Origin of the sequence: Blautia hansenii (assembly GCF_013304445.1) — a bacterium.
Lineage (GTDB): Bacteria > Bacillota > Clostridia > Lachnospirales > Lachnospiraceae > Blautia.
The window spans coordinates 73,184-96,352 of record NZ_JAAITA010000009.1 but is presented as its reverse complement, the minus strand read 5'-3'; the positions used below and the strand labels follow the sequence as shown (position 1 = coordinate 96,352).

At 40.3% G+C, this 23,169-nt stretch carries 29 protein-coding genes; all 29 read right to left on the bottom strand.

Features of this window, described 5'->3' with window-relative positions:
• Positions 1–20: 20 nt before the first annotated feature.
• The 29 genes from G5A70_RS08800 to G5A70_RS08660 all read right to left on the bottom strand — a co-directional run bounded on the left by G5A70_RS08800 (position 21) and on the right by G5A70_RS08660 (position 23,097).
• A complete protein-coding gene (locus G5A70_RS08800) occupies positions 21–191 on the bottom strand; it encodes a hypothetical protein (RefSeq protein ID WP_165853800.1) in 171 nt (56 codons plus the stop codon).
• A gap of 93 nt (positions 192–284) precedes the next feature.
• A complete protein-coding gene (locus tag G5A70_RS08795; protein WP_118640798.1) occupies positions 285–494 on the bottom strand; it encodes a DUF6462 family protein in 210 nt (69 codons plus the stop codon).
• 150 nt (positions 495–644) lie between these two features.
• The gene (locus G5A70_RS08790; protein ID WP_226853579.1) at positions 645–2,729 is read right to left on the bottom strand and encodes an ATP-binding protein; all 2,085 of its coding nucleotides are present in this window, start codon (positions 2,727–2,729) and stop codon (positions 645–647) included.
• Positions 2,730–2,861: 132 nt separating this feature from the next.
• Complete coding sequence (locus G5A70_RS08785) at positions 2,862–4,736, bottom strand: AAA family ATPase (protein ID WP_173749289.1); 1,875 nt, start codon at positions 4,734–4,736, stop codon at positions 2,862–2,864.
• Positions 4,737–4,774: 38 nt separating this feature from the next.
• Entirely contained in the window at positions 4,775–6,502 is a 1,728-nt protein-coding gene (mobQ, locus tag G5A70_RS08780) for a MobQ family relaxase (RefSeq protein WP_173749274.1), read from the bottom strand.
• On the bottom strand, positions 6,502–6,867 hold the full coding sequence (locus tag G5A70_RS08775; protein ID WP_173749273.1) for a DUF3847 domain-containing protein: 366 nt from the start codon (positions 6,865–6,867) through the stop codon (positions 6,502–6,504). Before G5A70_RS08775 ends, mobQ begins: the two co-directional genes overlap by 1 nt.
• Before the next feature lie 336 nt (positions 6,868–7,203).
• A complete protein-coding gene (locus G5A70_RS08770) occupies positions 7,204–7,404 on the bottom strand; it encodes a helix-turn-helix domain-containing protein (protein WP_173749272.1) in 201 nt (66 codons plus the stop codon).
• 42 nt (positions 7,405–7,446) lie between these two features.
• Positions 7,447–7,857 carry a single-stranded DNA-binding protein gene (locus tag G5A70_RS08765; protein WP_173749271.1) on the bottom strand — a complete coding sequence of 137 codons (411 nt, stop codon included), beginning with the start codon at positions 7,855–7,857 and terminating at the stop codon, positions 7,447–7,449.
• Positions 7,858–8,698: 841 nt separating this feature from the next.
• On the bottom strand, positions 8,699–9,430 hold the full coding sequence (locus G5A70_RS08760; RefSeq protein WP_173749270.1) for a hypothetical protein: 732 nt from the start codon (positions 9,428–9,430) through the stop codon (positions 8,699–8,701).
• Positions 9,412–9,900, bottom strand: coding sequence for a very short patch repair endonuclease (locus tag G5A70_RS08755; protein ID WP_117557467.1), 489 nt, complete (start codon positions 9,898–9,900; stop codon positions 9,412–9,414). The genes G5A70_RS08760 and G5A70_RS08755 overlap by 19 nt, the downstream gene beginning before the upstream one ends.
• 15 nt (positions 9,901–9,915) lie before the next feature.
• Complete coding sequence (locus tag G5A70_RS08750; RefSeq protein WP_117557469.1) at positions 9,916–10,890, bottom strand: DNA cytosine methyltransferase; 975 nt, start codon at positions 10,888–10,890, stop codon at positions 9,916–9,918.
• Between the two features lie 105 nt (positions 10,891–10,995).
• Positions 10,996–11,565, bottom strand: coding sequence for a Bsp6I family type II restriction endonuclease (locus G5A70_RS08745; protein WP_117557471.1), 570 nt, complete (start codon positions 11,563–11,565; stop codon positions 10,996–10,998).
• 78 nt (positions 11,566–11,643) lie between these two features.
• Entirely contained in the window at positions 11,644–11,943 is a 300-nt protein-coding gene (locus G5A70_RS08740; RefSeq protein WP_226853577.1) for a hypothetical protein, read from the bottom strand.
• A gap of 29 nt (positions 11,944–11,972) precedes the next feature.
• Positions 11,973–12,272, bottom strand: coding sequence for a hypothetical protein (locus G5A70_RS08735; protein WP_117557473.1), 300 nt, complete (start codon positions 12,270–12,272; stop codon positions 11,973–11,975).
• Positions 12,235–12,567 carry a hypothetical protein gene (locus tag G5A70_RS08730; RefSeq protein ID WP_117557474.1) on the bottom strand — a complete coding sequence of 111 codons (333 nt, stop codon included), beginning with the start codon at positions 12,565–12,567 and terminating at the stop codon, positions 12,235–12,237. Before G5A70_RS08730 ends, G5A70_RS08735 begins: the two co-directional genes overlap by 38 nt.
• A 15-nt stretch (positions 12,568–12,582) precedes the next feature.
• The gene (locus G5A70_RS08725) at positions 12,583–12,762 is read right to left on the bottom strand and encodes a hypothetical protein (RefSeq protein WP_138376715.1); all 180 of its coding nucleotides are present in this window, start codon (positions 12,760–12,762) and stop codon (positions 12,583–12,585) included.
• A gap of 9 nt (positions 12,763–12,771) precedes the next feature.
• A complete protein-coding gene (locus G5A70_RS08720) occupies positions 12,772–13,155 on the bottom strand; it encodes a TnpV protein (RefSeq protein WP_173749269.1) in 384 nt (127 codons plus the stop codon).
• Between the two features lie 14 nt (positions 13,156–13,169).
• On the bottom strand, positions 13,170–13,397 hold the full coding sequence (locus G5A70_RS08715; RefSeq protein ID WP_117557480.1) for an excisionase: 228 nt from the start codon (positions 13,395–13,397) through the stop codon (positions 13,170–13,172).
• Positions 13,387–13,656 carry a DUF6462 family protein gene (locus G5A70_RS08710; RefSeq protein ID WP_173749268.1) on the bottom strand — a complete coding sequence of 90 codons (270 nt, stop codon included), beginning with the start codon at positions 13,654–13,656 and terminating at the stop codon, positions 13,387–13,389. Before G5A70_RS08710 ends, G5A70_RS08715 begins: the two co-directional genes overlap by 11 nt.
• Positions 13,657–13,904: 248 nt before the next feature.
• Positions 13,905–15,824 (bottom strand): lysine--tRNA ligase, encoded by a 1,920-nt coding sequence (gene lysS / locus G5A70_RS08705; protein WP_173749267.1) that lies wholly within the window; start codon positions 15,822–15,824, stop codon positions 13,905–13,907.
• A 37-nt stretch (positions 15,825–15,861) separates the two neighbouring features.
• A complete protein-coding gene (greA, locus tag G5A70_RS08700; RefSeq protein ID WP_173749266.1) occupies positions 15,862–16,344 on the bottom strand; it encodes a transcription elongation factor GreA in 483 nt (160 codons plus the stop codon).
• A 192-nt stretch (positions 16,345–16,536) separates the two neighbouring features.
• A complete protein-coding gene (gene dusB / locus G5A70_RS08695; RefSeq protein ID WP_173749265.1) occupies positions 16,537–17,493 on the bottom strand; it encodes a tRNA dihydrouridine synthase DusB in 957 nt (318 codons plus the stop codon).
• Position 17,494: 1 nt separating this feature from the next.
• On the bottom strand, positions 17,495–18,274 hold the full coding sequence (locus G5A70_RS08690; protein ID WP_173749264.1) for a type III pantothenate kinase: 780 nt from the start codon (positions 18,272–18,274) through the stop codon (positions 17,495–17,497).
• A 3-nt stretch (positions 18,275–18,277) separates the two neighbouring features.
• Complete coding sequence (locus tag G5A70_RS08685) at positions 18,278–18,613, bottom strand: DUF6145 family protein (RefSeq protein WP_173749263.1); 336 nt, start codon at positions 18,611–18,613, stop codon at positions 18,278–18,280.
• 12 nt (positions 18,614–18,625) lie between these two features.
• Positions 18,626–19,432, bottom strand: coding sequence for a biotin--[acetyl-CoA-carboxylase] ligase (locus G5A70_RS08680; RefSeq protein WP_226853575.1), 807 nt, complete (start codon positions 19,430–19,432; stop codon positions 18,626–18,628).
• 5 nt (positions 19,433–19,437) lie between these two features.
• A complete protein-coding gene (gene argF / locus G5A70_RS08675; RefSeq protein ID WP_173749262.1) occupies positions 19,438–20,427 on the bottom strand; it encodes an ornithine carbamoyltransferase in 990 nt (329 codons plus the stop codon).
• A gap of 43 nt (positions 20,428–20,470) precedes the next feature.
• Entirely contained in the window at positions 20,471–21,643 is a 1,173-nt protein-coding gene (locus tag G5A70_RS08670) for a patatin-like phospholipase family protein (protein ID WP_173749261.1), read from the bottom strand.
• A 76-nt stretch (positions 21,644–21,719) separates the two neighbouring features.
• Positions 21,720–22,655 carry an SPFH domain-containing protein gene (locus G5A70_RS08665; RefSeq protein WP_173749260.1) on the bottom strand — a complete coding sequence of 312 codons (936 nt, stop codon included), beginning with the start codon at positions 22,653–22,655 and terminating at the stop codon, positions 21,720–21,722.
• Position 22,656: 1 nt separating this feature from the next.
• The gene (locus G5A70_RS08660) at positions 22,657–23,097 is read right to left on the bottom strand and encodes an NfeD family protein (RefSeq protein WP_173749259.1); all 441 of its coding nucleotides are present in this window, start codon (positions 23,095–23,097) and stop codon (positions 22,657–22,659) included.
• Positions 23,098–23,169 lie beyond the last annotated feature (72 nt).

Below are 23,169 nucleotides of genomic sequence, written 5' to 3'. Positions count from 1 at the left end.
AATAAAGGAAGGACTACATATTATTCAGGTCTGTTCAATACTTTTTCCAGTCCCTGCAAGACAACTTCTGTCACAGTCATTTTGTGTTTCCTGGCATAATCACAGATACACTTATACATAGAATCTTCCACCCGGATACTCAACACTTTCTTTTTTACATTTTCCGACTTTGGTCTTCCTATTTTCGCCATATCTGTTCTTATTCCTCCACATTCACATTATAATTTTCGTATGACAAGAAGTCAATCCCTATTTTTCGTCCTTCCACGATTTTCTTCTGTTCCCTACGCAATCCGAAATGTCTCCAGATACTTTTCAAAAATCTCACAGTTTACAAGAGCAACCTTGTCAATCTTATACACTGCTTTGGCTTCTTTCGCCAGTTCCTGAAACTTTGTCAGTCCAATGCTATAAAGCTCTGCTCCTTCTTGATAGCGTACAAATTTCTTTGCTATTTTCTTTGTTTTCTCTACATCTCTACGTGCATACCCCATACACGGCACCTCCTTTTTTGCATGAAAAAAGCAGCTAACCTATTTTTCATAGACTAACTGCTCGTGTTTTAGTTCCATATTCTGTTTTAATTTACTGAAACGTCTTCTGTTTGACTTAACTGTTTATGAACATCATATCTACCCTTCGTGTTAAATACCAAGTTTTTCAAATAGTATTCTATTCCTTTTTCCTGCATCATCAATAATTTTGTCAAACGACAAGATTTCAATATATGCTCGCTTTTTGTCGTGATATTTATACATTCCACGCTTATCTGGCGTTTCAATAAAATCAAAATCTTCTGCAATTTTTCTCAACTTAGATGTAATATCACATACCGCATATAAATAAAATTGGGTATTGGTTCCTGTTTTTATAAGTCTCCCATTTTTATCTTTCATTTCATTAGAACTAATCTTGTCAACATATCCCAGCATTTGTATAATTGGATTTTCCGCTTGCGTATAATCATTTCTCATAGGCTTCTTCAATTCCAAAATTACAATTGTTTCATATTCTCGCCCTGTATTAGGTTCATCTGAAACAGCAACCGGTTTATCTAATATCATTACATCTGTTCTATCTTCTCTTGGATTATTATCAAATGGAATATCCGATGACACATACTCACAATAAGCTAACCTCTCATCTATAAGCCACAAGTTATGAGCCTGATATTCAATTTCATCTGACGTTCTTCGCATAGGATATATAAGGTTATGAATGTATGCCTCTTTACTATATTTTCCAAAATCATCCGACTGAATACCCTTTTTCAACAATTCCAGAATAACTTTCCTATGCGCCACATATTCTGCTAAAGATGCTTTATTCGCTTCGCTAATTTTAGCAAATTGTTTTTGGAATTTTTCCTGATAAGAGTCTAAACTTGTTGCTCCAACCTCTAGTGTTTTAATAATGTCCTGATTGTCTTTTTTTAGTTGATTATCAAACTTTCTCTTAATCTTATACAATTCATCATCCAATTTACAATCTGGAAGATATGGTTTGATTGCTTCAACATCTTCTCGCATATATTTTAAAAGATGACCATACTGTGGTGCTTCATCTTTTATATACGACCGAACTCTTTCTTCTTTCTTCCCTTTTACTTCAGATAAATAATCAGCCAAATATATCTGAACATTTTCTGCAACATTTGAAATGATATCATCCATACTTATCTCTGATCCATCTTCCGCTGTATCTGAAATCTCAAAAGAAGTCCTGTTTGTTCCTACATTTTCATCTAAAAACTTCCCCGACAAAATTCCTGCATAATAATACCCTTTTGCAGAAAACAGATTCTTATCCAAATCTACAATCTCTTTTTCAAGATTTACTTCTTGAACCATTCTATCATTAGCATATAAATACAGTTTGCTTGCCCCAAATGCCGCATCTTCAATCTGTGTATGCAATAATGAAAAGTTTTCATTTCCAATCTTAAATTCGATTTTTTCAGACTCCTTTTTAATGCGTTCATCAAACATTTCATTAATATTATACGTTTGATCCTCGTCCGCCACTTTTATTACAGGACACTTTGCAGACATTAAATAAATAAAACAATGCTGCATTATTTTAGTAGCAATAACTTCTCCTTTTTTAGGAAGATTTTTCTTATATGGAGCCAAACATTCTTTCAAAGCTACTATTGTTTTATTGTCTGTTAGTGGATCAATATCTTCCAATGAATCATTAATTTCATTTTGCTCCAATGTAAAACAAAATTTTCTTCTAACCCATTCACCTGCATCAATAAACGAACTTTCTATGTCTGCTTCTTTAAATGCTTTTAACCAAGCGAATCTTCCAACACCTTTGCCACCCTTTTCAGCTCTATACGTAGAATCAGACTGAAGAAATGATTTCATATTATTCTCATCAAATCCAATTCCATTATCTGTTACTACAAATCCTGTAATATCATTTATGCTACTGTCTATTCCCTCTGTCTGAACCCTCATTTGCGGTTCACGTATTATTTCAATATTAATATAGCCATTTACCTTGTCATCATTTTGCTGTCTTTCCTCAATTGCGTAAATCGAATTAACTATCGTTTCAAATAATGGCATCAATGGTTTTGTTCTTGGCAGTTCAAAATTTTTCACACGTCCTGGTAAATCAATTGAAAAAACAGCCATTAATTTCGCCCCTTCCAAACTCCATTTTTTTAACTTTAACATACTGATAATTTTCATTTTACCAGAGTTTTTTATTATTCTCAATTTAATTTTTCACCTCTTGAAACTCTTCCTACTTCTTCCTGTACACTTCAGAATATTCATGCCCCGGCAGACGGCAGGTGGCAGATAAGGTATCTATAAAAATCGGGACTTGCTCCAATGATTCTGCCACCATTACTCTTTTAATCGAATACTATTCTCCTGCATTTCATTTACCCGATATTCCAGCTCATTTTTCATCCGGCTTCTCACATCACGCATTGTTCGCCCGGATATTCCCTGCTCCTTTGCCTTTTCGTCTAGTTCCCTTATTGAAATTTCTTTTTTATCAGCAAGCAGTTCCCTGATTAGCTTTCTACCTCGCTCCAGCTTTGTTTCTGTTGCTTTTCCTTCTTTTCCATCTAACAATTCATCTGCAGAAATCTCATAGGCTCCCACCCATTGAAAACCTTCTTCGTCTCCCAGTTTAAATGCCATTGTCTCCCCCGGTGGTGCAAGAGAACTTTTTTCATGAATCAATACCCTTGTGGTTGGATCTTTTCTTACTTTTCCAATGAAAATCAAGCTTCGCACTGCTGCCATAATATCAATAGAACCAAGTCCTCGATACGTGCTCTGCGTCCCGGAAGATTTATTCAGATGTCCGATCAGCACAATGGCACATCCGGTCTTCTCCGCAATCATTCCCAGTTTTCGGAAAACCGGACGCACTTCATTTGCACGGTTCATATCCACATCTGCTCCAATAAACGCCTGTACCGGATCAATGATTACAAGCCTCACATGATTCTGCCTGACTGCCTTTTCAATTCGATCATCGGATAAAGTCAACGCTTCTTCCGAATCATCAATCACCATAACCCTGCTTAGATCAGCACCTGCTTCCACCAATCTTGGCTTAATGGTATCGCCCATGCCATCCTCCGCAGTCTGATAGATTACATTGAATGGTTCGATATCTTCCATATTCGGAAACAATTTTCTGTTGGTACAGGCTGCCGTCAGCATCATGGCAAAATATGTTTTTCCTTCTCCCGGATTTCCCTGAATGATTGTCAGTTTTCCAAATGGAATATAAGGAAACCACAGCCATTCCACACTGGTCTGTTCAATGTCTTCATAACACAACATCGGCACCAGCTCTTCTGTTTCTGGTACTTTAATTGTGATTGTTTCTGCAATTGCTTTCTTTCTGTCGGCGTTTTTATCACAGAGAATTTCATTCCAGTCTTTTTTAGATGGTTTCAGGCGAATTACACTGTATCCTTCTGAAATTTCTCCTGCCAGTTTTTCACAGGCCTCATTCCCTGCCTGATCATTATCCAGACACAGGAAAACAGAAGTAATCTGAGGGCGTTCAGAAAGAAAAGTCATCAGTGCCACGCTGGAGACTCCACCCAGACTCAGGTAACTGCGTTTCTTCCAGTCTTTGGGAAATAACTGGATAAACGAAAGCAGATCAATGGCTGCTTCAAATACAAACAACTGATTATCCGTTCCTCTGTAACTGAATCCATAAGATTTATCAGAACCTGTTATATCTCCTCGATATTTTATTTCACCAGTTCCCCGGCAGTGTGCATACCTCGGAATACCATCTGCATCTCTGCCGACAAATATAACATTATGATGCTTCTTTTCTTCGTAAATATCACCTCTGTCAATCCAATCTTCCACCAGTGTTTTCTCAATCTCTCTTTTTTCTGTCAGATACTTCATGATTTTTTCATTATCCTCATTTTTCTCCGGTAATCGGAAGTCTTTAGACGGGGCGGGGCAGGACTTCTGCCTGCCTTTGCCTTCTTCCCCAATCAGAATTTTCACTGCTTCCGGGAATGTTGCATAATAAAATTCCATCACAAAGTCTACCGGATAACCGCCCTTACTCTGACTATGCCGATACCATTGGTTTCCGGATATCGTTACACTGTCATGCTTTTTCCAACGGTATTCTCTGCCACTTTTCATCAACTGTTCCCCTTGTGCGTTCAGAAAAGACACAAGGTCGGTCTGGTTTGCTCTTGCAATCTGTTCTTCTGTATACTGCATTTTCATCATCCTTTCCTGCCTGTCCTGCTGACAGACTTCTATAAACTCATATCATAGTTCCGTTTTTTCCTCACTGTCTGTTGTTTTGCATCACGTTCTTCACACTCTTTCTTCTTTTCAGCCAGTTGTTTCCGAATAGAAGTCTTCTTTTCTGATTTCTGCTCCGTTTCATTCACCGACTGTTGCTCTACTTCACTTTTTTCTTCAAGAATTTCTTCTGTCTGAACTGCGTGAAATGCCGGGAACTTCACCTGCTCCTCCCTTTTTTCTTCTGAACGCCCGGAGGTATCTGTTTCTGCCATTTCCCGGTCACGTCTGGCAATGTCTGCACAACTCTGTACCTTTTTTACAAATGCAAGTTCGTCCTGATAAGGCTTATTATCTGCTTTCAGTTCTTCGATCACAGATCGGAGTTCTTCTTTCTCGCGTTTCCATCTGGCTGTTGGCACCTTTCCATTTTTATCCAAGTGCTGTTTCAGTTCCCGTTCACATTTGCGATAATATTTGATTTCTTTCTTATGCTGCTGATAGTATTTCTCTCGTTTCTTCGGGAAAAAGAAATGGTTGTACTCGTCTATCAATGGCCGGTTTGTCTTTATTACTTCTGCCATCTTTTGCAGATTTTCTAGTTTCTTTAACTGTTCTCGTTTTTCGGAAATTTCTTTTTTACTGACTGATACAACGCCATTCAGTTCATCAATCCTTTCCTGCAGATCTTCCATTGTCTCTATCTTATGAGTCTGGAGATAATTGATGGATTTTGCAAACTCCTGTAAGTTGGAGAGATTCTTCCCTCTCCGTTTCATCTCCGCATAGAAATTTGGGAGCGATGGTCTGCCCTGCGTTTTCTTATCATAATAATCTTGCAAGCTTTCCAGAAGTGTCGGATTCTGCCTGCGATCCAGTTCGGCTTTCATTTCCTCATACGCTGTCTTCATCCACTGAATAGATTCTTTCAGAGAAATAAACATCTGGTTGAACTGCCGGATAGCTCGGTTCAGTTCCCCAATCACTGTTTTAATTCCCTTTTTCTCCATTGCCCGGACTTCATACCCTTCATGGATCGTCGGAATCAAATCAATTCCCTGCTCTTTGTAAGAGCGGTGATCAATTCTTGCTGCCATGTGACATTCCCGGAATTTTTCGTTCACCTTCTCTGTCCACGCTCTTCTCCATTCCTTTAAAAGCTCCGGATCATTCCATCCGGTAGTAGAAACAGCATTGAATATATCCTTTCCTTTGGCATCTTTAATCCGATTTCCGTCTTCATCCAAAACATATTCCCGTTTCTGCTTGTTTCCCCAGCTTCCTTCTTCTGTAAAAGGTCGGATAGGAGAAAGTACATGAAAATGTGGATTATCTGGTTCATTCTCATTCTTTGATTTTCCTTCATGAACTGCCAGATCTACAATCATGCCACGTGCTACGAACTGCTCCCGGCAGAATTCTCTCGCCAGTTCTATATTTTCATCCAGGGTCAGTTCATTTTGCAACGCTATATCGAATGAATAGGCTAACTGCGCCTTCTTCCCTTTCTCTATCTTCTCCACCTCGTTCCAGAGTGTCTCCCGATCAGTCAGACGCTCCGGCACATACTCTGGTGTCAAAATTTCTGTAAAAACTACACCAGACTTTTTTGTATAATCATGTGTCTGTCCATAGTAATCGTTATAAAGTTTCTGCCCCGAAATATAAGCTGCAGAATTAACCACTGTCTGACCTTTTCCTCTGGACACCTGCTTTACTGAAAAATGATACAGTGCCATTAGCTGTCATCTCCTTTTTCTGTTTTTTCAACTGCTTCTGAAATCTGCTGTCTGCCAATTTTTTCAGCAGCATTACTTACATTCCTGACAACACCACGATTATAGACAGAGATTTTTAACTGGCTCATTACTTTCTGAACATCTTCCTGTTCCAAATCTTTGGATAATGGAAATGCTTTTTCAAACTCTGCACCTTTAACAATTAAACGATGCGAACGTTCTTTTCGCTCCACCAGCTTTTTTCTCTGCTCTAGAAGATTTTTATTATGAATCGCATGTTCCAATTGCTTTCTGCTTTTTTCCATGTTGGCTTTCAATTCTTCCAGTGACATGGATTCATATTTCGGATTTTTTGCTCTGCTCACTTTCCTGTCCTCCTTTTTCTGTAAACAAAAAGAACCGGTCTTCTCATAAATGCCGATTCCTGGATATAAAAAACGGAGGTCGTTGTTTCACAATAAGGAAATACTGACCTCTGTAATCTAAAAAATCTTTAATTGTTACAACAAGATAGGCCTTGTGCCGCAAGGGGAAATTATCCCCTTGTCCGAAATCTGTGATTTCGCTATATTCCCGGATTGAAATCCTTCAAAATCGGGAAACGCACCGCAGGTCGCACGATACAGGCAGATGTAATTGCCTGTATAGAAGTGCGCTCTTAGCTTTGCTAAGAGAATTATGCCGTATCCGGCTTGCTATCTTTAATCTGTAAATTCCATCATCTCGTCAATAGTACAATCCATTTTCTTACAAATTTTCTCGACTGTTTCCATTGATACATATTGATTTTTTCCCATCCGGGCAAGGATATTTGCACTAATCCCGGTGATGTGTTGCATTTCTATTCGCTTCATATTTTTATCAATGAGCTGTTTCCATAATCTGTTATAACTTACACCCATTAGCTACCTCCACATTTTTAATAGATAAATTTTTATTCTGGATTAGTCAAACGGAATTTCTCCGTCCTTCGCTTCCATAAAACCATCTTTATCTGTTTTCGGGATTTCTGATGAATCTGCTCCAGCACCGCTGTCCTTGTTCTGAGCAAATTCATGTTCTTCCACAATCACATCTGTGGTATAAATCGTCTTTCCATCCTTATCCTTATAACTGCCAGTGCTGATGCGTCCACCGATCACAATCCGCATTCCCTTGTAAAGATATTTCTGTGCAAACTCTGCATTCTTGCCAAATGTTACGCAGGAAATAAAATCTGCTTCCTGTTCTCCGTCACGTTTATATCTTCTGTTCACTGCCAGAGTATATCTGGCTACTGCCATATCATTATCTTTCCCGGCATACTTGATCTCCGGATTCTTTGTCAGTCTTCCCATTAAAATCACTTTATTCATAGTCGTTACATCCTTTCCGGGCATTTTGCCCTGTAAACATTTTTCAGTTACTTTTTTGCAGTGGTCTGTCGTGCGTTTCCCTGTCACCTGCAGTCGTCTCAGACTGCCTCTGCCTGTATAAACAGGTCACTGACCATAAGGCTCTGGTCAGCCGCCCATCATCGGGAGTGTCATTATGATTCCGCTTGCTTCCAGAAAAAGAAAGGTCATGGCAGAACTCCTGGTAGGCTTTCAGGGTGCACTTATCGGTTGTCAAGGTTCAACGAAGGAACATTCCCAAACGTCCTCTAATTACTAAAGTCAAATGACTTGGCAGAATGCAAAAAATTCGTGATATTTTTTTGCATTTTTATCATTTTTTCTTTTATTTTCATTAGTCCCTTCACATACTCTGTACTGGGACAGGCAAAAGCGGACATGCTTTTGGGGATTTTTAAAAAATAATTATTCCTCCACCTATAAAGCGTTGGAAATGGTATTTACCAACCCCTTTTTGCAAGTTTTTTATGCGTAAATGAAATTTTTCTTCACTAATTGCAAGTTTCAGATGGCATTTGGACGGTGCTTTTCTAAAAAAATTTATTTTTCCACTAATCACATGTGGCAGAGTGTACAATGTCAGATGCTTTTTGAAAAAAGGCAAAAAAAAGCACTAACCGTTATAGTCAGTGCTTGTCGCTCAATTATATTAATTCAAAACTTTCTATGGACACCCTGTTTCATCAAAAAATTTTTATTCGGTAATCAATCGTTATTTTCTCGACCACATCATACAATCTATCTTTTTATCTGATTAAAAAGGCACTAACTTTTTTACGGTTAATGCCCTTTTGGTTAATCATCATTTCATTCTGCAATTTTCATCACGTCCCAGTAAATTTTCATCAGGGCGTTCTATGTTATTTACAGCATCTTTTATGTCCTGATACAAATTTCTCTGAGGTTGCAAATTCATTTCGTCCATTGTCAGCAACCAATTTCCGCTAAAATAATTTGCCATGCGATTATTTGAATTTGATATTTCTTTCAAGGTTTTATCTATTTTGTCTAAACTCATTTCAACAAATTCATTACTATCTATCGTCCCCGTAAAATAAATCCACCTTGAATATTCCGTTTTCTTTTGGGTATTTCCTTTAATATAAGCTACTTCAAGTTGAATTGCTGGAGCAGTTTCCGTCGCAATGTTTGCTCCAGATCTTGCTATACTGCCAGTTATTTTCTCATTCGGATATAAAGTAAAATCAGATTCAAAAATCTTATCAATATCAAATTCTGTCTCTTCCCCATTATTATTTATGGATTTAAAGGACAGATTGATTTTTTCTGCATATGATTGTCCAGCATTTAAAACAGTTAAAAATAAAATACCTTTTATTTCGCTTAGTTCAAATGAAAGCATCGGACTTAAACTTTCTATATATTGAACTCTTGTCTGGTGACTGAAATATATACTGCTTAATACGGCAATTCCAGACACTATCATTGAAATTGCAGCAATTTTATTTGCTGTTGAACTGTCAGCAATTATTTTTAATAATCTCAAAATTTCATTCACTTGTTCTGTATCCATTCATTCTCCTCACTTAATTCACATAACTGATCTTCTGCATCTCCAATCTTCAAATCAAAGATTGTTTCTTCTACAACTCTCACACACTCATCTGTCTTTTTTATAATGTCTTTCCCCCAAAATCTAATAACTGTCCAACCCTCAAACAATAACTGTTTATCTATTTCTGCATCTCTTTCTCTATTTCTTGATATTTTATTTACCCAATAATCACTATTTTTTGTCTTTTGCAATCTAGGCTTCAATATTTCCCAATCTTTTCCATGAAAAAATTCACTATCACAAAATATTGCTATTTTATATTTGGTTAATACAATATCTGGTTTTCCCGGCAACAAACAATAATTTTTCCTATATCTATATCCTTTATTCCATAATGCCTTTCTTAAAGCAATTTCAATTTTAGTGTCCTTGCTTTTTATATGTTGCATATTCTTTTTTCTTTGTTCTACCGTCAGATTATCTGCCATATTGCCGACCTCTACTTATTTGATAGCTTCTAAAATATTTTCTGCTATTCGATTTATAACAGGCACACATACTGAATTACCTGCTTGCTTATACAATCGAGCATCACTTTGTTTTTTAGGTAATTTATAATTCTTTGGAAATCCCTGCGTATTAAAACATTCTCTAGGAGTCATCTTTCTTAATCCTTGCTTTGTTTTTACAATGCAAACATTGTGTCCCCCTTCTCCTTGATTCGCTGTTAGTGTTGGCACTACACCGCTTTTATTTTGTCGAACATACTTTCTTCTCCACTGATATATTGCCGGGTGATTGATATCATCATCTTTTGTTGCTTCTACCAATAACTTGTATATATCTCCCTTATACTTTCCTTCTGTATAATAATACTTATCGTCAACTTTTGTGTCAAAATCTATAATGTCTTTTACAGTTGTTGTTAATGGAATAGACAGTGGCCAATGAAATTTATTAAAATCTTTTTCATCTCTGAAAGCAACAATATAAATACGTTCTCTATTTTGCGCCATATTCCCATAATTCATTGCATTTAGTACTTGATATGTATAATGATATCCAAGCAGTTCTAACTGTTCACATATTACTCTAAAGGTATTTCCATTATCATGTCCGACTAGATTTTTTACATTTTCAAATAATGCCACTCTAGGTTTCTTAGCTTCTACCATTCGCATTAATTCAAAAAACAGTTCTCCACGTCCTTTTTTATCTTCAAAGCCCTGTCTATATCCTGCAATAGAAAATGCCTGACAAGGAAATCCACCGATAATAACATCTGTTTTGGGAACATCTTCAACAGGGACTAAATGAATATCTCTCTGATCAACTTTAACGGTTGGATAATTCATTTCAAACGTTTCGCTGGCGTATGAATCAAATTCATTCGCATATACTGTTTTAAATTCTCCTGTTTCTTCAAATCCTAAATCTATTCCACCTACACCTGCAAAAAATGAAGCTACACTAAACATTATCTTTCTCCTGTTCTTTCGTAATGTGTACATATTATCATAAATCGCGGCGCGCCGCAATATTACATTTTGAAAAGGCAGAGATAAAACACTCTGCCTTTCGTATTATTTACCGATTAATCTTTGGTAGTATTCTGATACTCTGTTATAAGCCTTACATCTTCGAATATCAAAAATAATGTCTGGCTCTAAATTATTTGCATCCACAAATAATGTCTGAAGACTTACATGTGGGCGTCTTCCCTGATTTTTTTGTTCTTGGATTGTCTGAGTTTTATTTGCTGGATATTTTCCAAATTCTTCTGAATTTATATTCAAGTCATAAATATATAGCAAGTTTTCATCTAGCTTAAATCTCAGAAACACCAAATCATCAAATACACATTTCGGTCCAAATGAAGACAAATCTCCTTCAAATCGGGAAGTGGCTTTAAATTCAATTTTTCTTCCTGTATTTGGATCAGTAGCATCTCCTACTTCATCACCACGATTCCACAAATATCCCAAGCAATAACACCCCATTGGTTCACTAATCGCATCAGGCATATTTATGCCCCGATGGCTGTTATTAGAAATATACGTGTTCAAATCTTTCCATTTGAAGTAGGCATTGCAAGTTTCATCAATTCTGGCATCATCTATTGTGATATAGCCAAATTCATTATATATTGCCATATTACCTGTGTTAGAGTGTTCTATCTCTGCACATAGGAATTATAGCATATTTGAACCATTTTTTCTTCAATTACTTGATTACGATAATGATCGAATTACTTTCTTTACCACAGTTTTTAAATGCAATCCGTCTTTTAATCCCAACCGATAAAAAAATTCCTCTGTCTCTGCTCCGCTGTTAAATATCTGGTCGCAATATTTTGTAATGACTTCTTCCTGCTCCGGCGAAAGTGTAGCAATCACTTTTTTGTACGCTTCTTCAACCTCATCTGGTTCTGTCACAGATGACTGGCTCAACTTCCAATCTGCATATGATTTTCCCATATGTTCCGTTATTGTCAAATTGATAAATTCTTCAATCTCTTTTGTCATTTTCATTTGTGAATCCCTTTCCTTTCTCCGGTACCCTACTCCATCAATGTATCCAGTATAGTTTTGATAGTTTCTTTCAGCTTTAGCCCATCTCTCAATCCCATACGATAATAGAACTCATTCAGGTCACTGTTATTATTTGAGGTTTCTGTCATATAGTCAAAAATAACTTTTCTCTGTTTTTGCGGTAACTTCCGAATTACCTTTTGCACTTTCAGTTCCAGTTCTTCATTGAATGGATCATACTGCTCTCCATCATTTTCCTGATAAACCTGTTCCATTCTTTTTCCGATCAGATCATTCAGGAACTCCTCCATATTTTCCGTTAATTCCATCTTTTTTATCTCCCATCAATCTGATTTTGATTGTTTCCAGCCACATCACCGCCCAGCCAGAAAGTACAGGCAGGATATAAAGTATAAAACCTGCCAAAAGCATTCTTCCCACTTCTGTGCCTGTTTCCTGCCCGAATCCATATCCTAAGACTGCTGTAATGCAGATAATTCCAGACAGGACATGAAATGCAGTTGCAGACAGCCATGTGCTGAACATAAGCATCAGTTGTATCAACGTCAGGCATATCCGCACTGGCAATAACAAAATCCTTATAATAATTTTTACAACTACCATGACTGCCTACCCCTTTCACTGTTTTAAATATCTTCGGTAACTATCCAGAACTGAATCTGTAACACCGCTTTTATAGATTTTACGAATATCAACAATCTGTTCATCTTTCAGCAATTTCAACCAATCCAGTAAATCTTTTCTGCTGTTTGCGAAATTGCAACATCTTCCATCTGCATATTCAATCCTGTATCTCATACGCTCCTCCTATACATATACCAATTCACTCAACACAATTTCCTGCACACGATTCCTGATGTTATTACACTGTCGCACCCACTCCATAGGATTCCGTGCCTTTAATTTCTCTGTTACGCCTTCAGCACTTCTCATTTGTGCTTCAATCAGCTCAGACCGTTCCTGTGCCTGTTCGTTAAGATCCGCCAGATAACTGTCCAGTTTTCCAGTCAACAGAAGATAAGAATACATCCCCGATTTATGTTTTTCCAGATATTCTTTCCGAAGCATTCCCCAGTAACCAATCGGTCTGTTTTCCTCCGGCAAGGTTAACATCGGTATGTAATAATCTCCCACCAGCATATAATCTAATCCATTGTTATCATCATGTATTATTTTTCTCTGTTCACTCATGTTCTTCTCCTCTATCAAATCTTCCTCTGCTCTCGCAGATACGCTTCAAATATACTTCTACGAATTAATACTTTCTTTCCAATCTTATAGACTGCCCCGGCTTCATGTGCCATACGGACAACGGGTTTAATTCCCAGCCTGTAATATTCACATGCCATATTGTAGGTCACATAGGCATGGCTCATAAATTCCAGATCTTCATCATCAATCTCATCTGAGAACATCCATACATTACCGCTCATCTGTCATTTCCTCCCTGCCTTTTCCTTTCGCCGGTTCATGAAATCGTTCCAGATAAGTATCAAAAATATCCCTGTTAATCAGTACTGTTCCATCTATTCTGTAAATCGCACCTGCATCACTGGCAAGCTCCAAAAGCTTCTTATGAGAGATGCTGTAAATAATTTCTGCCTGTTGATAGCGCAGATATTGTCGGCGCAATTTTCTAAGCTGCTCTGGTACTTCCTTCATACTTGTAATTGGTTTATAACTTTTACCCATGATGTTTTCCTCCAAAATTAGATTTACTGTTTTACAGAAGCTGACTGCCGGGATATCACTTTCCAGGGACGAAAAAAAGCACCTCTTAGATTAACTCTAAGAAGTGCTCTTACTTCATTGTCAAACCTGTGTCCTTTCACCTGAAATTCGTCATGCTTCATAACGATTCGTCATTATCCCAAATTTTGTTGTCAAATTGTTGTCAAATGCGGTCTGACATCATGATTTTAGACATTTAATATTTAATTTTAGTACAGCTTTGCACCAGCCGGGATATGGTTATCAACCATCAGAAGATGAAGTTTTTCTTCGCCCTCTTCCTCATGGATTGCACTAAGTAACATTCCACAAGAATCAATTCCCATCATAGCTCTTGGTGGCAGGTTTGTGATAGCGATCAGTGTTTTTCCAACCAGTTCTTCTGGCTCATAATAAGCGTGAATACCGCTTAAAATGGTACGATCTGTGCCTGTTCCATCGTCCAGAGTGAACTGTAACAGCTTCTTGGATTTCTTAACTGCTTCACATGCTTTTACCTTTACAGCTCTGAAATCTGACTTGCTGAAAGTATCAAAATCAACCATTTCTTCGAATAATGGCTCTACTTTTACTTTGGAAAAATCAATCTTCTCAACTGGCTTTGTTTCCTGTGCTGCATTGTTTGCTTCGTTCTTCGCAGCCCCCTGTGACTTCATTGTCGGGAAGGCCAGAACATCACGAATTGCTGCAGAATCTGTCAGTAACATAACCATTCTGTCGATACCGAAGCCGATACCGCCTGTAGGTGGCATACCGATTTCCAGTGCATGCAGAAAGTCTTCATCTGTGGTATTGGCTTCTTCATCACCCTGAGCCAACAGTTCTTCCTGTGCTTTAAATCTCTCTCTCTGGTCAATAGGGTCATTGAGTTCAGAGTAAGCGTTTGCCATTTCCCAGCCGTTCATAAAGAACTCAAATCTCTCTGTATATTCCGGATTTTCCGGTTTCTTCTTAGTCAGCGGAGAAATCTCGATTGGGTGGTCCATAACAAAGGTTGGCTGAATCAAATGCTCTTCTGCAAACTCTTCAAAGAACAGAGACAGAATATCGCCCTTTTTATGGCGTTCTTCGTACTCTACATGATGTTCCTTTGCCACAGCTCTGGCTTCTTTCAGTGTATGAATCTCGTTAAAGTCCACACCTGCATATTTCTTAACCGCGTCTACCATAGTGATACGTTCAAATGGCTTTCCTAAATCCATTTCCACGCCATTGTAGCTGATTTTTGTTGTGCCCAGAACTTCCTGCGCCACATGACGGTACAGATTTTCCGTCAAGTCCATCATGCCGTGGTAATCCGTGTAAGCCTGATATAATTCCATTAAAGTAAATTCCGGATTGTGTCTGGTGTCCAGACCTTCGTTACGGAATACACGTCCGATTTCGTATACTCGCTCCATACCGCCTACAATCAGTCTCTTCAGATACAGTTCCAGAGAAATACGCAGCTTAAAGTCCTCATCCAACGCATTGAAATGTGTTTCAAAAGGACGCGCTGCCGCACCGCCGGCATTGGCTACCAGCATAGGAGTTTCCACTTCCAGGAATCCCTGTCCGTTTAAATAGTGACGAATACTTGCAATGATTTTAGAACGCTTGATAAAAGTTTCCTTTACATCTTCGTTCATAATCAAATCCACATATCTCTGACGGTAACGCAGGTCTGTGTTTGTCAGGCCGTGGAATTTTTCCGGAAGAGGATTTAAACTCTTGGAAAGCAGTGTCACTTCTGTGGCATGGATGGAAATTTCACCGGTTTTTGTCTTAAACACCTCACCCTTAATGCCTACAATGTCACCAATATCCATTTTTTTGAAGTCTTTATAGGAATCTTCCCCTATATTATCTCTTGCTACATAAGACTGAATTGCACCCTGTAAATCCTGAATACTGCAAAAAGAAGCTTTTCCCATAACACGCTTGGACATCATACGTCCTGCCAGGGAAACGCTCTTGCCTTCTAATTCTTCAAAGGCATTTTTCACTTCCATACTGTGATGAGTCACATCATACTTGGTAATCTGGAACGGGTCTCTTCCTTCCTCCTGAAGCTGGGACAGCTTCTCACGGCGTACCTTTAATAACTGGTTCAAGTCCTGTTCCTGTGCTTTCTTCTGCTGTTCTGCCACTTTGTACACACTCCTTACGTTTATTTGTCTGGTATCCTTAAATATTTCTTTCGATTTCAAGAACCTTGTATTCCATAGTGCCTGCCGGCATTTCTACGGAAACGGTTTCACCTTTCCTTGCACCGATAAGCGCCTTTCCAACCGGTGATTCATTGGAAATTTTACCCTCCAGGCTGTTGGCCTCTGTAGAGCCTACGATTTTAAACTCAATTTCTTCCTCAAATTCCACATCATAAACCTTTACTTTACAGCCAACACTGATTTTGTCCAGGTCTACTTCATCTTCTACTACAACTTCGGCATTTTTCAGAATTTTTTCGATTTCTTCAATTCTGGCCTCAATATCTCTCTGCTCATCTTTTGCTGCATCGTATTCTGCATTTTCAGATAAGTCACCCTGTTCTCTTGCCTCTTTGATTTTTTCTGCTACTTCTTTTCTCCGAACGACTTTTAAGTCATGTAATTCTTCTTCCAGTTTTGTCAGTCCCGCATACGTCAGTATTGTTTTCTTTTCTTCCATTTTAATTCTACACCCTTTCTCATATATTCATAATGGAATCCAGGGATTAAAAAAAGCCCTGTCCACATAAATACCGCTACTTAACAGTCATAATATTATAAATAATAGATATGCAGATGTCAAGCCAAATAGCCCTTTCTTCCTAAAATCAGGGGCAAAATTGGCAAAATCCCCATTTTTGAAAGTATTCTTCTACATCCGGCTCACCAGTTCCTCCAGCTGTGCATAGCTTTCCACTTCATTTACCTGCCTGCGCACAGAGGCAGAATGCGGCATTCCCGAAGTGTACCAGGCCACATGCTTGCGCATTTCCCGCATACCGGTATAAACGCCTTTATATTCCAGCTGCATTTTTGCATGACGCAGCATCATATCCTTTACCTCTTCCATGGATGGCGGCGGCAGAAGCTCTCCCGTCTCCTGATAATGGAGAATTCGGGAAAACAGCCAGGGGTTTCCCTGTACAGCCCTTCCTATCATAATACCGTCGCATCCTGTCTCCCTCACCAGAGCCTCCGCTTTTTGGGGAGAATCCACATCTCCGTTTCCAATGACCGGAATGGACACTGCTTCCTTCACCTGGCGGATAATATCCCAGTCCGCCTGCCCTGCATAGTACTGCTCCCTGGTTCTGCCGTGTACTGCAACAGCGGCTGCTCCCGCCTCTTCTGCAATTTTCGCAATTTCCACTGCATTGACAGCATCCTCTGTAAAACCTTTTCTTATCTTTACAGTTACAGGCTTCTCAATGGCGTGGGATACCTTGTATACAATTTCATGAACCAACTCCGGTTTTTTCATCAGAGCTGACCCCTCTCCGTTGTTTACTACCTTGGGCACCGGGCAGCCCATGTTAATGTCCAGAATATCAAAATTCCGGTGCTCAATCCGCTTGGCTATCTCTGCCATCAAATCCGGCTCTGAACCGAAAATCTGCAAAGACACCGGCCTTTCTCTCTCCTCAATCTCCATAAGGCTTTCTGTATTTTTATTCTGAAAGTGTATGGCTTTTGCACTGACCATTTCCGTACAGATAAGCCCCGCACCCTGTTCCTTGCACAGCAAACGAAATGGCAGGTCCGTTACTCCTGCCATGGGCGCCAGTATCAGATTATTCTCAAGAGTTACCTTTCCTATCCTAAGTTTCATCTTAACCTCTGCTTTTCTTCGTTTTTTCGTAAATAATCCGCAGCCCTTCCAGAGTAAGCTGAGAATCATACACATCAATGCAGTCTGTCTCATCTGCAATAATTTTTCCCAAACCGCCTGTGGCTACTACCTTCATATTTTCAAGCCCGGATTCTTCCTTTACCTTTTTTACAATATATTCCACCTGTCCAATATAGCCATACACCAGACCTGCCTGCATACTGCTGATTGTTTCCTTTGCCAGAATGGATTTCGGCTTTTCAATGGCAATCTTAGGAAGCTTGGCCGCATCCTGCCATAAAGCTTTTGCACTGATTTCAATACCCGGAGACGTAATGCCCGCCTCAAAGCTGCCGTCCTCACCAATCAAATCATAGGTTGTGGCCGTTCCGAAATCCAGCACCAACACCGGACCGCCGTATCTTTCATACGCCGCCACTGCATCCACAATCCGGTCTGCCCCTACTTCCTTGGGATTCACGGCCGTAATGCGGATTCCCGTCTTACATCCCGGCCCTACATTTAAAGGTTTCCGGTCAAAGTATTTAATCACACTGCTGGTCAGGGAATGCATGACATCCGGCACTACAGAACTGATAATTACGTCCTCAATCTTGTCCTTTGCAATCCCTCTGTATTCCAGCATATTGCACATGAGAATTCCGTATTCATCAGAAGTCCGGCTCTGCCTGGTAGTCATACGGAAGGTTCCCAGCAATTCTTTTTTATCAAACACACCCAGCGTAATATGCGTATTTCCCACATCAATTACTAACAGCATATCCTATTCCTCAACCTCCTCTCCCAGGAAAAATACCCTGTAGTATAATTCCAGAGACTCCAGCAGTTCTTTCTTCTTATTCTGTAAATCCTTAATTTTCAGCACACTGCCGATTTCATCAAACATGGCGTCTGCTTCCAGGGACTCCACCTGAAACTGCAGATTTCCCTCCTCGTCAAACTCCAAAGTCAGAATCCCCCCGATTTCCTCTGTATACAGTACACACATAATATGCAGTTCGTCCTGTATGGACTGGGGAAGTGAGGCAAAATCCTCATTAAAATAATACTTCTGTTCATAGGCGCTTGCGCCGCACAGCACTACCTTATCCTTGTACATCTCATTCTCCCTTTACACATAGCTGTACAGCCCTCTCACGGAAACTTCTCCTGAGAGTACCTGCCGCACTGCTCCATTTTCGTCCTCCACCAGAAGTTCTCCCGCAGGCGTAATACCTCTGGCAATTCCTATGCTCTCTTTCTCTTTTTCCAGTATCCGCACCTGCCGGTCTTTATTCAGCAGAAGCCTTTCATATTCTTCCCTTAAAGACTGCAAATCCTGCTTTTCCAGAAAAAGTTCATAGTTTTTTTCAAATCTTTCCACGACTCCGGCCGTAATTTCTTCCCGGACAACCTCACATCCCAACTCAAGAGCCAGCGATGTGGCCTTATCCTGCAATTCTTCCGGAAATTCCCTCTGGTTCATATTTATACCCACACCAATGCTGACATATTCCGCTTTCTCTCCCCGAATTTTCATCTCTGTGAGAATCCCGCAGATTTTCTTTCCCGCTGCTACAACATCATTGGGCCATTTAATCCCCGCCGAAATCCCGGTTATATCCCGGACCGCCTGGGCTACAGAAAGTCCCATAACCAGAGTCAGGGACGAGGCTTTCACAGGTTCTACCGGCGGCTTCAAAAGCAAAAGCGTCATATAGACATTTTCACCTGCCGGAGAATTCCACACCCGCCCAAGGCGTCCTTTTCCTGCTGTCTGTTTATCGGCAAGGAAAAGGGCGCTCTTCAAATTTTCTCCAAGACAGAAATCCGCCTCTTCCTTTGCCCAGGTAAGCGTAGAATCCACACTGTTCCTCCAGAAAATTTTCTCTGCCATCCACTCTGTGTGAAGCACCCGTTCCATGCTTTCCTGTGTCATGACATTCACGCTCCTAAAGTGGCTGCCATAACAGCCTTAATGGTATGCATTCTGTTTTCCGCCTCATCAAAGACCACAGACTGGGGAGATTCAAACACTTCATCCGTAACTTCCATGTCGGTAATTCCAAACCGCTCTCCCATTTCTTTTCCGATAACGGTTTCCAAATCATGAAAAGCAGGCAGACAGTGAAGGAAAATCGCCTGTTCCCCTGCATTTTCCATAACCTGTTTTGTCACCTTATAAGGAGTCAGCTCCCGAATACGCTCTTCCCACACTTCATCCGGTTCTCCCATGGAAACCCATACGTCTGTGCAGATAACGTCTGCGTCCTTAGTCCCTGCCTCCACATCTTCGGTAAGCGTAATCGTCCCGCCGGATTTCTCTGCAAATCCTCTGCATTCCTGTACCAGTTTTTCATTAGGGAAATATTTTTTCGGCGCACAGGCTACAAAGTGCATGCCCATTTTGGAACAAAGTACCATCAGCGAATTTCCCATATTATAGCGGGCATCTCCCATATACACCAGCTTCACACCTTCCACTCGGCCCAAGTGCTCTTTAATGGTCAAAAGGTCTGCCAGCATCTGTGTAGGGTGGTATTCATTCGTCAGCCCATTCCATACCGGAACACCTGCATATTTTGCCAGTTCCTCCACGATTTCCTGTCCAAAGCCTCTGTACTCAATTCCATCGTAAATCCTGCCCAGAACTCTGGCAGTATCTTTAATGCTCTCCTTTTTTCCAATCTGGGAACTTTTAGGGTCCAAATATGTAGTGCCCATTCCCAAATCATGGGCTGCCGTCTCAAAAGAACAGCGTGTTCTTGTACTGTTTTTCTCAAAAATCAAAGCAATGTTCTTGCCTTTCAGCGTATCTGTAAGAACACCTTCTTTTTTCTTTTTCTTCAAATCCGCGGACAAATCCAGTAAATACTCAATTTCTTCCTTTGTAAAATCCTTCAGTGTCAAAAAGTTGCGTCCTTTTAAATCCATTTTAGGTCCCTCCCTGTATTTCTCTCTTTATAACATAAACCTTTTACAACAGTGTATCTCCGGATACAATCTGCATAAAAGGCGCTGCTCCCTGTCCTTTCAGCTTCTGCAGTTTCTCTTTTACCCTGTCCTGCAGTTCTTTTAAGGTGTAAATCTTATATTTGCGGATTCTGCACAGCCTGGCCGCCGCTTCCAGCATGGAAAGATATAATTCCTTGTAACTCCAGTCCTTGGGAAGCTTCAACTCCTCTGCAATTACCGGCAGAATAATCTCTGTCAGATTCCGTAGTCTCCTCTTTTCTCCCGTATCCAGCTTAAATTCCTCTGCCAGATACAGATAAATGTCACCGCTCAACTCTGTCAGTTGCTTTAAATAATAACACTCTTCTTCCTGTTCATCAATATAATATATTTTTCCTGCCAGTCCGTAAAGCATACGCATGGTGTCATAATACCCGCGCTCCATATTTCGTTTACTCATCTTTGGATTAAAATCCAGAATATTTCCCAGATTTACCCCCGGCGCTACCGTGTACACCGTGGTATCTTCCGGAATTTTCACCTTTTTCTCTCTCCCGATTCCAAAAATCCGTATGACAATGATATCCTTATATTCCCGCTGAATCAGAGAGCCCAGAGGCACATTGTTAATAGCGCCCCCGTCTATATAAGTCTTTCCGTGCAGCTTTTCGTTCTTAAAAATAGGAAACACATAGGCACTGGCCAGAAGATAATCTTTAATCAGCTCCGGCTCCGCCTCTTTGATATCAATGTCCAACTCCCGGAACTCATCCACGCTGAAGGTAAGCACATATAAATCTATGGGAGAATTCTGTATTTTTTCTTCATCTATACTCTGCGCTATAAGTTCTTTTAAAGGCGTAACGTCCAGTCCGCCTCCTGCAAGGCGCTCTGTCATGCCCCGCAGTTCCTCTCTGCTGATTTTCTTATGCTGAAAAACCTTCTCCACAACCTCATCGTCTACAGACATGATTTTGGAATAAGAAATGTTTTTCCACAGATTTTCCGCTGTCTCTATGTCTCCCATGCAGATAAGCGCACCATTAAGAGCCCCTACGCTGGTTCCCGCAATTCCCTTAATCTTTACTCCTGCCTCTTTTAAGGCTTTCCAGGCGCCGATCTGATAAGCACCCTTGGCGCCTCCGCCCTCCAGCACCAATCCATATTCTTTTGTAAGGTCTATTCTGGCTTCCATATCCTCACCTCACCGTTTTCATAAATACAGAAAAAGGCTGTTGCATCTCTGCAGCAGCCCCCTCGCTGATTTTATATTATTCCTTTTTTGCGTCCTTGGCAACTTCCACTAAAGAAGTAGCAAGCCCTGCAATTCCCTGAATATCCGAAGGAATGATAATCTTTGTTGCCTTGCCGTCTGCGGCCTGCGCAAAGGCTTCCAGGCTTTTCAGCGTCAATACGCTCTGGTCTGCTCCCGCCTCTTTAATAAAGCGGATACCATCTGCCTTGGCCTGCTGCACCTTCAAAATCGCTTCTGCCTGACCTTCTGCCTCTTTAATCATCTTCTCTTTTTCTGCTTCAGCACGAAGAATCGCAGCCTGTTTTTCTGCTTCTGCGTCCAGAATTGCAGATTCTTTCTTACCTTCGGCCACAAGAATGGTGGATTTCTTCTCACCTTCTGCTTTCAGAATGGCTTCACGGCGTTCACGCTCCGCCTTCATCTGTTTCTCCATGGCTTCCTGGATTGCAGCCGGAGGAATAATATTCTTTAATTCCACACGGTTTACCTTAATACCCCATGGGTCTGTAGCCACATCCAGAGACGCGCGCATTTTGGTATTGATAATTTCTCTGGATGTAAGAGTTGCATCCAGTTCCATATCACCGATGATATTACGCAGAGTAGTTGCTGTCAAATTCTCGATTGCCATAATAGGATTTTCCACACCGTAAGTAAACAGTCTTGGGTCTGTAATCTGGAAAAACACTACCGTGTCAATTCGCATGGTAACATTATCCTTTGTAATCACCGGCTGTGGCGCAAAATCCACAACCTGTTCCTTTAAATTCACCCGTTTTGCAATACGGTCTACAAAAGGCATTTTAATGTGAAGTCCCGTACCCCAGGTGTCCTTATACATTCCAAGACGTTCCACAATCAGCGCATGCGCCTGAGGAACAATACGGATACAGGATGCTGCAATCATCAATACAATGACAATAAAAATCACAAATACTACGATACCAAACATACTATTTATCCTCCTCTACAATAAGTTTTACACCTTCCACACCATAAACCCGGACAACCTTTCCTTCTTCAATCAGGCTGCCGTCCTTGGACCTTGCCGTCCATTCCATACCGTTTACGGTCACCCTTCCCATGGCTTTTAAATTGTCAATGCCCTGGGTTACAATGCCGCTTTTCCCCGGTATGCTGTCCACGTTTGTCTTTTCCACCCCTTTATTCATGTACTTGAGTGCCAGTGGCCTTGTAAACAACAGCAATACCACTGATACTATCAGAAAAAGAGTAATCTGCAGCCACAGCGGTCCTCCTGCCAGGGAAACCAGAAAAGCAATCAGTGCACCTCCGGCAAACCAGATAGTCGTCAGACCCAGTGTGGCGATTTCAATTACAAGAAGCACCGCCAGAACTGCAAGCCACAAAACCGATATTGGTATTCCTGCCATTCTCTCACCTTCTCCTTTATCAGTTCTCTACACCAGTAAAGTTTCTACTGATTTGTTACCTTATTATATCCT

Bases quoted from the DNA above. Each gene is read 5' to 3' on its own strand.
- G5A70_RS08800 (WP_165853800.1), bottom strand. From the start codon at position 191: ATGGCGAAAATAGGAAGACCAAAGTCGGAAAATGTAAAAAAGAAAGTG.
- G5A70_RS08795 (WP_118640798.1), bottom strand. From the start codon at position 494: ATGGGGTATGCACGTAGAGATGTAGAGAAAACAAAGAAAATAGCAAAG.
- G5A70_RS08785 (WP_173749289.1), bottom strand. From the start codon at position 4,736: ATGCAGTATACAGAAGAACAGATTGCAAGAGCAAACCAGACCGACCTT.
- mobQ (WP_173749274.1), bottom strand. From the start codon at position 6,502: ATGGCACTGTATCATTTTTCAGTAAAGCAGGTGTCCAGAGGAAAAGGT.
- G5A70_RS08770 (WP_173749272.1), bottom strand. From the start codon at position 7,404: ATGGGTGTAAGTTATAACAGATTATGGAAACAGCTCATTGATAAAAAT.
- G5A70_RS08765 (WP_173749271.1), bottom strand. From the start codon at position 7,857: ATGAATAAAGTGATTTTAATGGGAAGACTGACAAAGAATCCGGAGATC.
- G5A70_RS08760 (WP_173749270.1), bottom strand. From the start codon at position 9,430: ATGGATACAGAACAAGTGAATGAAATTTTGAGATTATTAAAAATAATT.
- G5A70_RS08755 (WP_117557467.1), bottom strand. From the start codon at position 9,900: ATGGCAGATAATCTGACGGTAGAACAAAGAAAAAAGAATATGCAACAT.
- G5A70_RS08750 (WP_117557469.1), bottom strand. From the start codon at position 10,890: ATGTTTAGTGTAGCTTCATTTTTTGCAGGTGTAGGTGGAATAGATTTA.
- G5A70_RS08745 (WP_117557471.1), bottom strand. From the start codon at position 11,565: ATGGCAATATATAATGAATTTGGCTATATCACAATAGATGATGCCAGA.
- G5A70_RS08740 (WP_226853577.1), bottom strand. From the start codon at position 11,943: ATGAAAATGACAAAAGAGATTGAAGAATTTATCAATTTGACAATAACG.
- G5A70_RS08735 (WP_117557473.1), bottom strand. From the start codon at position 12,272: ATGGAATTAACGGAAAATATGGAGGAGTTCCTGAATGATCTGATCGGA.
- G5A70_RS08730 (WP_117557474.1), bottom strand. From the start codon at position 12,567: ATGGTAGTTGTAAAAATTATTATAAGGATTTTGTTATTGCCAGTGCGG.
- G5A70_RS08725 (WP_138376715.1), bottom strand. From the start codon at position 12,762: ATGAGATACAGGATTGAATATGCAGATGGAAGATGTTGCAATTTCGCA.
- G5A70_RS08720 (WP_173749269.1), bottom strand. From the start codon at position 13,155: ATGAGTGAACAGAGAAAAATAATACATGATGATAACAATGGATTAGAT.
- G5A70_RS08715 (WP_117557480.1), bottom strand. From the start codon at position 13,397: ATGAGCGGTAATGTATGGATGTTCTCAGATGAGATTGATGATGAAGAT.
- G5A70_RS08710 (WP_173749268.1), bottom strand. From the start codon at position 13,656: ATGGGTAAAAGTTATAAACCAATTACAAGTATGAAGGAAGTACCAGAG.
- greA (WP_173749266.1), bottom strand. From the start codon at position 16,344: ATGGAAGAAAAGAAAACAATACTGACGTATGCGGGACTGACAAAACTG.
- dusB (WP_173749265.1), bottom strand. From the start codon at position 17,493: ATGAAACTTAGGATAGGAAAGGTAACTCTTGAGAATAATCTGATACTG.
- G5A70_RS08690 (WP_173749264.1), bottom strand. From the start codon at position 18,274: ATGCTGTTAGTAATTGATGTGGGAAATACGCATATTACGCTGGGTGTG.
- G5A70_RS08685 (WP_173749263.1), bottom strand. From the start codon at position 18,613: ATGTACAAGGATAAGGTAGTGCTGTGCGGCGCAAGCGCCTATGAACAG.
- G5A70_RS08680 (WP_226853575.1), bottom strand. From the start codon at position 19,432: ATGACACAGGAAAGCATGGAACGGGTGCTTCACACAGAGTGGATGGCA.
- argF (WP_173749262.1), bottom strand. From the start codon at position 20,427: ATGGATTTAAAAGGACGCAACTTTTTGACACTGAAGGATTTTACAAAG.
- G5A70_RS08670 (WP_173749261.1), bottom strand. From the start codon at position 21,643: ATGGAAGCCAGAATAGACCTTACAAAAGAATATGGATTGGTGCTGGAG.
- G5A70_RS08665 (WP_173749260.1), bottom strand. From the start codon at position 22,655: ATGTTTGGTATCGTAGTATTTGTGATTTTTATTGTCATTGTATTGATG.
- G5A70_RS08660 (WP_173749259.1), bottom strand. From the start codon at position 23,097: ATGGCAGGAATACCAATATCGGTTTTGTGGCTTGCAGTTCTGGCGGTG.